Genomic DNA, 11161 nt, shown 5'->3' on the forward strand with positions numbered 1-11161 from the left:
GCGGTTGTGCCGAGCAGTTACTGGAGCAGGCCGTTGACCTGGTCGTTGGCCTTCTTGAGGGCGTCGGCCGGCGGCGCCTGCCCGAGCACGATCGACTGGATCGAGTCCTGCACGATCTGGCTCACCTCGTTGCCGTGGTCGGTGATCGGCAGGAAGAACGTGCCGCCCGAGGCGGTCGCCTCGTCGGTGAACACGTGCACGTCGCGGCCGGCCGCCTTGTGCGCGGCGAGGGCCTTGTCGGTGCCGGACTTGATGGCGGGGAAGACGACGGCCTTGTCGCCGACCAGGTTCTGGCAGCCGGGCGAGCCGAGGAACTTCACCCAGGCCCACGCCTGGTCGGGGTGCTTGGTGCCGGCGTAGATGGCGTCGGACAGGCCGTTGATGGCGGTCTTGCGGCCGGCCGGGCCGGTGGGCAGCGGCGCGAACGCGTACTTCTGCTTGGCCGCGTCGCCGAGGTAGGTGCCGATCGTCCACGAGCCGGCCACGGTGAAGGCGCCGGTGCCGGACTCCATGACGGCGTCCCGGCTGAGCGTCGACTGCTTGTCGAACTTGGGCGCGTAGCCGGCGTCGATGAGGTGCTTGAACCAGGCGATCGTCTCGGTCAGCTTCGGGTCGTCGTAGTTGTAGTGCGTGCCCCACGGGTTCTTGTCGAGGTAGTTGAACCCGTTGGACACGGCCAGGTCACCCCAGCCGTTCTGGCCCTGCGCGCCGTCCGCCCACTCGGGCAGGAAGCCGTAGACCTTGACGTGGGCCTTGTCGAAGGCGGGGTCGAGTCCATTGTGCCCCGCGGCGTCGACGGTCGCCGCCGCGATGGCCTTCTCGAACGTGCCACCGTCGGCGGGGTTCCAGGTCAGCCCGTCCAGGCCGCTGGTGTCCTTGACCAGCTTGGTGTTGTAGACCAGCGCCATCGTGTCCCAGTCCTTCGGCAGCCCGTATCGCTTGCCGTCCTTGACGAACAGGTCGGCGAGGCCCGCCTGGAACTGGGTCAGGTCGACCTTGTCCTTGTCCACGTACGGCTGGATGTCGAGGATCTGGTTGCTCGAGACGAATTGCGGATAGTAGGACGCGTGGTCGGTCCAGACGTCCGGGGCGCTGCCGCTGGCCAGCTGGGTGGTGAGGTTCTGCCAGTACTGGTCCCAGGCGGTCTGGGTGAACTTGACGGTGATGGCCGGGTTGGCCTTGGTGAAGGCGTCGGCGCAGGCCTGGTACGCGGGCAACTGCTTGTCGTCCCAGAGCCAGTAGTTGAGGGTGACGGGGCCGGAGTCGTCGGAGGTGGATCCGTCCGAGCAGGCGGCCAGGGACGTGGCGAGGGCAGCGGCGGTCAGCGCCGCCGCCAGGGATCGACGGAGCACGGGGAGTTTCCTTTCGGGGAAGTTACTTGATGCCGGTGAAATTGAGTGACTGCACGAGGCGCTTGCCCAGGAAGACGAGCAGCGCGAGGACCGGCAGGACGGACAGCGCGGAGGCGGCCATCAGCCCGGTCCAGTCCGGCTGGGTGTTCGGGGACTGCTGGAGGAACACCCCGAGCGCGACGGTCAGCACGCGGGTCTGCTCCCCGCGGCCGACGAGCAGCGGCCACAGGTAGTCCTTCCACGCCCACACCGAGGTGGTGAGCGCGATCGTGATGAGCGGGCCGCGGCTCATCGGTATGACGACCCGCCAGAAGATGCCCCAGCGGCCGGCGCCGTCGATGACCGCCGCCTCCTCGACCTCACGCGGCACCGAGAGGAAGAACTGGCGGAGGAAGAAGACGGCGAACGGGGTCATCAGCAGCGCCGGGGCGACCATGCCGGCGAACGTGTCAATGAGGCCGAGGTTCTTCACGAGCGTGAAGTTCGGCAGCAGCGTGAAGATCGGCGGAACCATGAGCGCGGCGATCATGACGGCGAAGACGACGTCCCGGCCGGGGAAGCGGAGCCGCGCGAACGCGTACCCGGCCATGGCGCAGCAGAAGGTCTGCACGCCGGCGATGACCAGCGAGTAGATGGCGGAGTTGAGGGTGTACCGCAGGAAGTTGATCTGAGCGCCGGAGCCGCCGGCGTCCCGCGCGGTCTGCGCGTCGACCAGGCCCAGGATCCGCCAGAAATTGATCATCGTGGGGTGAGCGGGAAGCAGGTTGGTGCTGTCGGTGAAGATGTCGCCGGCCGGCGTGATGGCCGTGCGGATCATCCAGTAGAACGGCAGGATCGTGACGACCAGGAAGACGGCCAGCACGGTCCACGCGACCATGCGGCCGGGGTTGAGTCGCATCGCTGCCCCTCAGGTCAGATCGGATCGGGAGGCGCGCAGCAACCGCATCTGCACGGCGGTCAGCAGGCCGAGGATGACCACCAGGACCATGGCCACGGACGAGGCGTAGCCCATGTGGAAGTACGTGAATGCCTGCTGGTAGATGTAGTAGTAGATGACCCGGGTGGCGCCCGCCGGATCGCCCTGGGTGGTGACGGCGACGGTGTCGAAGATCTGAAAAGACCCGATCAAGGACACGACGAGCACCAGCGCCAGTACGGGCCGGAGCAGCGGCAGTGTGATCTTGCGGAACATCTTCAGCTCGCCCGCCCCGTCCAGCGCGGCGCTCTCGTACAGGTGCTGGGGAATCTGCAGCATCCCGGCGTAGAGCAGCAGCGCGGTGTACCCGGTGTAGGCCCAGCTGTTGATCGCCGCGATCGACGGCAGCGCCCAGCCCGGCGACGTCAGGAAGCCCTGGTTGCTCAGCCCGACGGCGGTCAGCAGGTGGTTCACGAAGCCGAGATTCGCGTCCAGCAGCCACATCCAGAGCAGGCCGACGGTCACGTTCGGCACCAGCCAGGGCAGCAGCAGCGTGGCCCGCAGCACGAGCGAGCGGGTGAGCCGGTGCATCAGCGCGGCCAGGCCCAGCGCGAGCAGCGTCTGTGAGCCGATGTTCAGCACGACGTAGTAGGCCGTCACCCGCATCGAGTCCCAGAACTGGCGGTCGGTCGCGAGGTGCGCGTAGTTGTCGGCGCCGACGAACTTCGGGGCGCTGAGGAGGCTGTAGTCGGTGAGCGAGTACCAGGCGCCACGGATCGTCGGGTACAGGTAGAACACCGCGAAGCCGATCAGCACCGGCAGCAGGAACAGCCAGGCGACCCGGCGGTCGTCGCGTGGCCGGCGGGAGCCGGTGGCGGCCACGGCGGCGGGCGGCTCATCCGGCGGGACGGTCACCGCGACGGGGTTGAGCGTCACGATCCGACCTCTTTTCGTCAATCGAAGATCTTCGAGGTTTGCGTCTTGCGGCGGGCTCGAGGCGGGCGCTAATAATGATGAAGCTCATGGAAACTTTGTCAACACCTCCGCGTAATCGAATGCCGACGAGGACGCCCGCTCTCCTCGCGTGGAGGTTTGATCCGTGCGTCGACGTCCTCGCCGTCGACGGCTTCTCGGTCAGTAGCTGAGGTTGACCACCGTTCCCGTTTTCCGGGCCCGCTCGGCCGCCCAGACCACCCGGTGCGACGCCAGGCTGGTCGCCATGTCGGAGCTGAGCAGACCCGGATCGCCCGCCCCGACGGCGGCGAGGAACGCCTCCACGAGGCCGCCGTCGCCGCCGTCGTGGCCGGTGCCGGCGTGCCCGTCGCCCGGTCCGGCCGAGTCGAGCGTCTCGGTCTCGCCGGTGCGGAAATCGGTCACCCGCAGCACCTGGCCGTCGCCCTCGATGCTGCCGTGGCTGCCGAACAGGCGGGTCTGGCGGCGGCCCATCGCCGAGAACGCGGTCATCGTGAACGTCGCGGTCATCCCGTTCGGATACTGCATGGCGACGACCTGGTGGTCGACCACGTCGTTGTCGCAGTCGTAGACGCATCGGCCGTACGGGCCCTCCCGCAACGCCTCGAGAACGCCCTCGCGGGTCGCGTCGCCGGTCACCGCGCCCAGCGGCCACACCGTCCGCCGCTCGTCGCCGAGGCAGCCGAGATAGAGCCGCACCGCCGAGTACGGGCAGTCCGGCTCGACCGCGCAGCTCACACAGCGGTCCGCGGCGCCGGCCGGGCGCTTCTCCGGGCGGAAGTGGGCGAGCCCGCCGAACGACGCCACCGCGCTCGGGGCGTCCCCCACGAGGTAGGCGAGCCAGTCGAGGTCGTGGCAGGACTTGGTCAGCAGCATCGGACCGGACTCGGCCTCGTTGCGCCAGTTACCCCGTACGAACGAATGCGCTTGATGCCACCAGCCCACCGGTTCCAGATGCTGCACGCTGACCAGCTCGCCGATCCGGCCCGAGTCGAGCAGGTCCTTCAGCAGGCGGGTGTAGCCGGTGTACCGCAGCACGTGGCACACCGCGCCGATGACGCCGGCCTCGTCGACCGCGGCCCGGATGCGCGCGGCCTCCTGCTCGGTCGGCGCCATCGGCTTCTCCAGCAGCAGGTGGTAGCCCTGACCGGCGAGCGCCACGGCCGGGTCGAGATGGAGCCGGTCCTGGGTCGTGATGACGGCGGCGTCGGCGACCCGCCCGGCGGCGACCAGCTCCCGCCAACCGGCGAAAACGGCGGACGACGGCAGCGCGTACGCCTCGGCGAAGGCCGCTCGCCGGGCCGGATCCGGCTCCGCCACCGCGACCACCCGGCCCCGCCCGCTCTCCTCGGCGAGGCGGGAGTACTGCCGGCCGCGGATGCCCGCACCCACCACCGCCAGCGTGGGCTTGCCAACCGTCGGGTACTTTGTAAACTCCATAGCGATATTGGGCGGGAGTCGCCACGACACGTCAAGGGGTGGGCCGGTGACGGATCAGGTCATCTCGGGAACGGACCTGACGCGGCTTCGTGAGCTCAACTCCCTGACCGTCGTGCGCGCGCTGCGTGATCAGCCGCCGACCACGGTCACCGAGCTCGCCAACCTGACCGGGCTCTCCCGGCCCGCGGTCGACGTGATCGCCCAGGGCCTGGTCGCGAGCGGTTGGGCGACGATCGTCGAGCCCGGCGGCAGCAGCACGGTCGGCCGGCCGGCGCGGCGCTACCGCTTCCGCGCCACGGCCGGGCACGTCATCGGCGTGGACGTGGGCGCGCACAAGATACTGGCCCTGCTGGCCGACCTGGACGGCAACGTCGAGCACACCGTACGGGTGTCGGTCGCCGCCGACGCCGACCCGTCCGCGCGTCTCGCCGCCCTCGACCAGATCCTCGCCGCCTGCCTGGCCGAAAGTGGCAAGTCGGCGCAGGACATCTGGGCCGTCACCGTCGGCGTCACCGGCCCGGTCGACGACAGCGGCCGGACCACGCTGTTCACCCCGCTGCCCGGCTGGCGCACGGTCGACCTCGCCGCGCACCTGAGCGGTCGCTTCCCGTGCCCGGTGGTGGTCGAGAACGACTGCAAGCTCGCCGCGCTGGCCGAGCGCTGGCAGGGCGCGGCCCGCGACGCGAACGACATCGTCTACCTGCTGGCCGGCATGCGCATGGGCGCCGGCCTGATCATCGACGGCGTGCTGCGGCGCGGCTTCGGGGGCGCCGCCGGCGAGATCGGGGCGCTCAAGGCCGTCCGGTGGCTGGCCGCTCCCGCGCACCTCGAGAAGTGCCCCGGCGTGCCCGCCACGGTGAGCCCCGACGACGCCGCGGCCTGGGTCTTCAACGCCGCCCGCGACGGCAACCGCGACGCCCGGACGGCGGTCAACCGCTTCGTGAAGGACATAGCCGTCGGCACCGCGGCCCTGGTGCTCGCGCTCGACCCGCAGGTCGTCATCTTCGGCGGCGGCTTCTCCCGCTCGGCCGACCTGGTGCTCGACCCGCTGCGACGCGAGCTGGAGAAACTGGTCCTGCGCGTGCCCGAGGTGCGGGCGTCCACGCTCGGCGCCGACAGCGTCGCGTTCGGCGCCCTGCGGCTGGCACTCAACGAGGTCGACGCGCGGCTGTTCACCGTCGGCCTGAGCGCACCGGTCGCCCCGACCCGCGACTGACCCACCCGCCCCGCCCGGTTCCCCACCCGCTGGTGGCGGGACGTTGCGTGGTTGCGCGTGCGCGAGGATGGACGGCGTGGACGAAGCCGACGTGGTCAGCCGGGTGGACCAGCTGCGACGTGGATCGGCTGACCGAGCGGCAGAGACGGTGGGAGGCCGGCAGCACGATGTGCGTGGCGGGGTCGGCCGGAGCCGAGCTGTTCGTGCCACCGGTTCCGGCGGCGCGCGTCGTGGTCAAGCACCGATTCGACATCTGGCAGAGTCATCAATTCCTCGACGTCCTGGCGGACTGGGACATCGATGGCTTGGTGATCGGCGGGGTGGAACTACAGTGCTGCGCGCTGTACGCGGTGCTGGGGGCCGAGGAACGCGGTTTCCACTACGTGGTCCCGCAGGACCTGGTGTCGGGCATCGATCGGTGCGAGGCGACCTCCAACCGGGTGGTCCGTGATTACTTCCGGTTTGCGCACCCGTCGCCCGAGTCGTGCGGCGTGCTGCTGGCCGGCTGGCGGCGGCGATTGACCACCGGCTGACGGTGGGCGGGACGTTCTGGGGATGTCCGCGGCGGCGGCAGCTTCAATGGCACCACCGGCTACCCCAGTCGGGCAGCCATTGCTGCGCCGGGGGTGCGGGCACGAGCCGAGCGACCAGGTAGTCGCGGAGGCGTGCCAGCGATGGGTGCGGGTTGCCGGCCCGCCAGATCAGCGACATCGGGTAGATCGGCGCCGGGTCGCGCACCGGGATGCGGCGCAGGTCGTAGCGGTCCGGCCACAGGTAGCGCGAGTTCTCGCCGACCAGGGTGGCCAGCTCGGCCGAGTCGGCGATCTCGGTGAGCAGGGCCTCGTAGCCGAAGACCGGGCCGACCCGGTCGATGGTGAGCCCGAACGCGGCGGCGAGCTGGTCGTAGTAGTCGGACCACTCGGTGCCGGGCGCCATGCCGGGCATCCAGATCCGGTGGCCGGCCAGCCGGGCCGGCGTGACCGACGCGGCCCCGGCGAGCGGGTGGCGGGGCCCGACCAGCAGCTCGTGCCGTTCGTCGATGACCCGCACGGCCTCGATCCCGGGCGGCAGCGGCTGGGTGACGGCGTGGAAGGTGGCGTCGATCGTCCCGGCCGCGACCTCCTCGGTGGCCGCGCCGACGTCGGCGTCGAGCAGCGTCACGACGTCCAGGTCGACGCCGGGATGGGCCCGGTAGAAGTCCTGCAGCAGCACGCCGGGGGCGGTCCGGCGGCTGTGCACGTCGACCCGCAGGGCGCGCCGGCCGGGTCGCACCGAGGCGTCGGCCCGTCGTTCCGCCCGCAGCAGCTCGCGGGCGTGCGGCAGGAAGGCCTGGCCGTCGATGGTGAGCCGGGCCCCGCGGGCGGTGCGCGTGAACAGCCGCACCTCGAGGTCCTTCTCCAGCGCGGCGATCCGCTTCGAGACGGCCTGCTGGGTGATCGACAGGGCGGCCGCGGCCTCCTGGAACTGGCCATCGTCCGCGACGGCGACGAACGTGCGCACGGCGTCGAGATCCATGCGGCAAACCATGCCAGACAACGTACGGTTGTGGCTCGCCGCCGGGCCGGTTGTTTGATCGCGGCCGCCGGCCCTGCTTCGATCACCCGATGTCGCGACGATCGCTCGGCCGGCCGTTCGGGTGGCTGTGGGCCTCCTACGCCGTCAGCGCCTACGGCTCGGGTCTCGGCTTCGGCGCGCTCCCGCTGCTCGCGGTGCTGGTCGTGCACGCCGGGCCGGCCCAGGTGTCGGCTCTCTCGGCGGTCGGCCCGGCGGTCGGCGCGCTGGTCGCCATGCCCCTCGGGCCGTGGGTGGAGTTCCGGCGCAAGCGGTCGGTGATGATCGGGACGGACCTCGCGCGCTTCGCCGCGATGATGACGATCCCCCTCGCGTACGCGCTGCATCGTCTCTCGTTCGCGCAACTGCTGGTTGTGTCGGCCGTCGTCGCGACGGCAAAGATCGCCTTCAACGCGGCCAGTGGCGCCTACCTCAAGGCGCTCGTCCGGCCGGCCGATCTGCTCGTCGCCAACGCCCGCTTCGAGTCGACGAACTGGAGCTCGATCGCGGTCGGGCCGCCGCTGGGCGGGGCGGCGATCGGCCTGTTCGGACCGGTCACCACCGTGCTCGCCGACGCGGTCAGCTACCTGCTCTCGGCGCTGGGCATCACCGCCATCCGGCACCGCGAGGAGCCGGCGCAGCGCCCGGCCGGCCGGCTGCGGCCCGGCGACGTGCTCGACGGCTGGCGGCACATCCTCACCCACCCCGATCTGCGGCCGCTCTACCTCAACCAGCTGGTCGTGAGCGGGCTCATCATGGCCACCGAGCCGCTGCTGGCGGTGCTGATGCTGCGCACGCTCGGCTTCCCGCCCTGGCAGTACGGGCTCGCCTTCGCCGCGCCCTGCCTCGGCGGCCTGATCGGCTCGCGGCTGGCCCGCCGCACCGTGGCGCGCCACGGCCGCGACCGGGTCCTGCGCGTGGCCGGCACGCTGCGCGCGGTCTGGCTGATCGGCCTGGTGTTCATCCGGCCCGGCGTCGCCGGTCTGGTCACGGTGATCGCCGTCGAGCTCGCCATCATCATCGGCATGAGCCTGTACACGCCGGTGCTGGCCACCTACCGCCTCGAGGCGACGCCGCGGGAGCTCGTCGCCCGCACGCTGACCGCCTGGTCGATCGGCACCAGCGGCGCCATCGCCGTGCTCAGCGCCCTCTTCGGGGTGCTCGCCGGCGTCACCGGCCCGCGCGCGGCGATCGGCTTCGCCGGGCTGCTGATCCTGGCCAGCCCGCTGCTGTTGCCCCGCCGCCGCGCCGCCGACCGGCTCGCCGTCCGCACGCCGGGCGGGTAGAACCGAGGCATGACTTCGACGTTGCGCCTGATCTGGCCGCAGTGGCAGGGCGCCGGCACGTCCAGCGTCCGCGAGCTTGCGCCCGAGTTCCCGTTCGAGGTGGCCCGCCGCGGCTACGCCGTCGGCTCCGCGGTGCTCGCCGCCGTGCTGCCGCCGCACGACGGCCCGACCGCCGCCGTGCCGGTCGCCATGGACGACACCGGGCTCGGGCTGCGGGACGGCATCGAGGCCAAGGACGTGGTGGTCACCCAGCTGGCCGGGGCCCTCGAGGTCATCCGTCGGCACGACCCGGCGCGGATCGTCACGCTGGGCGGCGAGTGCGCGGTCAGCGTGGCGCCGTTCGCGTCGCTCGCCGCCCGCTACGGCGACGACCTGGCGATCGTCTGGGTCGACTCACACCCCGACTGCGGCACGCCGGCCAGCGACTACCCGGGTTTCCACGCGATGGCGCTCGGCGCGCTGACCGGCCACGGCGACCCGGAGGTGCTGGGCCTGCTCCCGGCGACCGTGCCGCCGTCCCGCGTCGCGGTGGCCGGCCTGCACGCCTGGAACGAGGAGGAGCACCGCAACCTCGACGCCTGGGGCGTGCACGACTTCGCCCCGGCCGACCTGCGCACGACGTCGCAGCCGCTGCTGGAGTGGCTGGCGGCGACCGGCTGCTCGAAGATCGCGCTGCACTTCGACGTCGACACCGTCGACAGCAACGAGGTCGTGCTCGGGCTGGGCGCCGAGCCGGACGGGCTGACCGGCGCCCAGGCGCGCCGGGTCGTCGCCGACCTGAGCTCGGCGGCCGACGTGGTGGGCCTGACCATCGCCGAGTTCATCCCCCGTCAGGTGATGCATCTGCGGCAGCTGGTGGCGGGCTTCCCCCTGCTCGGCTGAGGTTTGCCGAGTGAACCGTGGGGCATCTTCGCGGAAGACGAAGGAGGTGCGCATGCCCGCAGGTTCCAGCCCGAAGAGGGAGCGGCAGTACGAGCACATCAAGGAGAGCGTCGAGGAGCGCGGCGGCTCGGAGAAGCAGGCCAAGGAGATCGCGGCGCGCACGGTCAACAAGGAGCGGGCCCGCGCCGGCGAGTCGAAGACGGCGAGCCGGTCCTCGATCAAGGACGTCTCCTCCGGGCACCGCGGCGGCAAGCGGTCGCACACCGGGGCCGGTGGCCGCACCAAGGAGCAGCTCTACAACGAGGCGAAGAAGCGCAACATCAACGGCCGCTCCTCGATGACGAAGGCGCAGCTGGAGAAGGCGCTGGCCGGCTGAGGGTGGTTCGGACGCGGATGGCCGGGTAAGCGGAGACCATGCGCGTAGTGATCATCGGAGCGACGGGAAACACGGGAACGGCACTCCTGCGCCGCCTGCGAACGGAGTCCGGTCTCGAGATCGCCGGGGTGGCCCGGCGGCTCCCCGAGGACACCGGCGTCTACCACGGCGTCGAGTGGCACTCGGTGGACGTCGCGGGCGAACGGGCCGACGAACGGCTCACCGACGTCTTCCGCGGCGCCGCCGCCGTGGTCAACCTGGCCTGGCAGATCCAGCCCAGCCACGACCAGCGGCGGCTGTTCCGCACCAACGTGCTCGGCGCGGCCGCGGTCGCCCGGGCCGCCCTGCGCGCCGGGGTGGACGCGCTGGTGCAGGCCTCCTCGGTCGGCGTCTACTCGCCCGGCCCCAAGCACGACCTGGTCACCGAGGACTACCCGCGCCGGGGCGTCCTGCGGTCGTCGTACAGCCGGCACAAGGCGCTCGTGGAACGGATGCTCGACGAGGTCGAGTCCGACCACCCCGCCATGCGGGTGGTCCGGGTGCGTCCCGGCCTCATCTTCCAGCGCGAGGCGGGCACCGAGATCTCCCGGTACTTCGCCGGCCCGCTGCTGCCCGCCCCGCTGCTGCGTCCCCAGCGGGTGCCGCTGATCCCGGCGCATCCGCGGCTGCGGCTGCAGGCGGTGCACGCCGACGACGTGGCCGACGCGTATGCCCGGATCGTGCTGTCCGACGCGCGAGGCGCGTACAACGTGGCGGCCGATCCGGTGCTCGACCCGCGCCTGGCGGCCCGGATCTTCCAGGGCGTACGCGTGCCCGTGCCCGGATTCGCCCTGACCGGCGCCGCCGCGCTCACCTGGTGGCTGCGGCTGCAACCGGTCGACGCCGGCTGGGTGCACCTGGCCCTCGCCGCGCCGCTGATGTCCACCGGGCGGGCCACCGGCGAGCTCGGCTGGCAGCCCCGCCACGACGCCGTCTCGGCCCTGCGCGAGCTGGTCGCCGGGATCGCCGAGCGGGCCCACGCGCCGAGCCCGCCGCTCTCCGGCGATCCGGCCCGGCCCGGGCGACCGGCCGGGCTGCTGCGCGGGCGGCTGCCCGGGACCGGCGACCCGTACTGACCGCTCAGGTCGGGGTGCTCGCTGCCGACATGTCAGGGGTTGGAAACCGTTCCCG

The 11161-nt window shown here is 71.7% G+C and carries 11 protein-coding genes; 6 read left to right on the forward strand and 5 right to left on the reverse strand.

The features are described from left to right. Positions 1-17: 17 nt before the first annotated feature. The 4 genes from ACZ6TB_RS30375 to ACZ6TB_RS30390 all read right to left on the reverse strand — a co-directional run bounded on the left by ACZ6TB_RS30375 (position 18) and on the right by ACZ6TB_RS30390 (position 4680). On the reverse strand, positions 18-1352 hold the full coding sequence (locus tag ACZ6TB_RS30375; protein WP_465559659.1) for an ABC transporter substrate-binding protein: 1335 nt from the start codon (positions 1350-1352) through the stop codon (positions 18-20). Between the two features lie 22 nt (positions 1353-1374). After that, on the reverse strand, positions 1375-2250 hold the full coding sequence (locus ACZ6TB_RS30380) for a carbohydrate ABC transporter permease (protein ID WP_465559662.1): 876 nt from the start codon (positions 2248-2250) through the stop codon (positions 1375-1377). A gap of 9 nt (positions 2251-2259) precedes the next feature. Further along, positions 2260-3204 (reverse strand): carbohydrate ABC transporter permease, encoded by a 945-nt coding sequence (locus ACZ6TB_RS30385; RefSeq protein WP_465559665.1) that lies wholly within the window; start codon positions 3202-3204, stop codon positions 2260-2262. Between the two features lie 198 nt (positions 3205-3402). Continuing rightward, entirely contained in the window at positions 3403-4680 is a 1278-nt protein-coding gene (locus ACZ6TB_RS30390) for a Gfo/Idh/MocA family protein (RefSeq protein ID WP_465559668.1), read from the reverse strand. 46 nt (positions 4681-4726) lie between these two features. Between ACZ6TB_RS30390 and ACZ6TB_RS30395 the strand changes: the two genes are divergently transcribed. Both ACZ6TB_RS30395 and ACZ6TB_RS30400 read left to right on the forward strand, forming a co-directional pair. After that, positions 4727-5896, forward strand: a complete 1170-nt coding sequence (locus tag ACZ6TB_RS30395; RefSeq protein WP_465559671.1) for an ROK family transcriptional regulator — start codon at positions 4727-4729, stop codon at positions 5894-5896. A gap of 119 nt (positions 5897-6015) precedes the next feature. After that, positions 6016-6429 carry a cysteine hydrolase family protein gene (locus ACZ6TB_RS30400; protein WP_465559674.1) on the forward strand — a complete coding sequence of 138 codons (414 nt, stop codon included), beginning with the start codon at positions 6016-6018 and terminating at the stop codon, positions 6427-6429. Between the two features lie 43 nt (positions 6430-6472). On the opposite strand, the gene ACZ6TB_RS30405 is transcribed toward ACZ6TB_RS30400, so the two are convergent. Further along, positions 6473-7411 carry a LysR family transcriptional regulator gene (locus tag ACZ6TB_RS30405; protein ID WP_465559677.1) on the reverse strand — a complete coding sequence of 313 codons (939 nt, stop codon included), beginning with the start codon at positions 7409-7411 and terminating at the stop codon, positions 6473-6475. Positions 7412-7500: 89 nt separating this feature from the next. On the opposite strand from ACZ6TB_RS30405, the gene ACZ6TB_RS30410 reads away from it, so the two are divergent. The 4 genes from ACZ6TB_RS30410 to ACZ6TB_RS30425 are packed head-to-tail and all read left to right on the forward strand — an operon-like array spanning position 7501 to position 11106. After that, complete coding sequence (locus ACZ6TB_RS30410; protein ID WP_465559680.1) at positions 7501-8733, forward strand: MFS transporter; 1233 nt, start codon at positions 7501-7503, stop codon at positions 8731-8733. Positions 8734-8742: 9 nt separating this feature from the next. Beyond that, positions 8743-9615: an arginase family protein gene (locus ACZ6TB_RS30415; RefSeq protein ID WP_465559682.1), complete on the forward strand. Its 873-nt coding sequence runs from the start codon at positions 8743-8745 to the stop codon at positions 9613-9615. A 52-nt stretch (positions 9616-9667) separates the two neighbouring features. Continuing rightward, on the forward strand, positions 9668-9991 hold the full coding sequence (locus ACZ6TB_RS30420; RefSeq protein WP_465559685.1) for a plasmid stabilization protein: 324 nt from the start codon (positions 9668-9670) through the stop codon (positions 9989-9991). Between the two features lie 38 nt (positions 9992-10029). Continuing rightward, positions 10030-11106, forward strand: a complete 1077-nt coding sequence (locus tag ACZ6TB_RS30425) for an NAD-dependent epimerase/dehydratase family protein (RefSeq protein WP_465559688.1) — start codon at positions 10030-10032, stop codon at positions 11104-11106. The last annotated feature ends 55 nt before the right edge of the window (positions 11107-11161 follow it).

It is taken from the genome of Actinoplanes sp. NPDC051537, assembly GCF_055586105.1.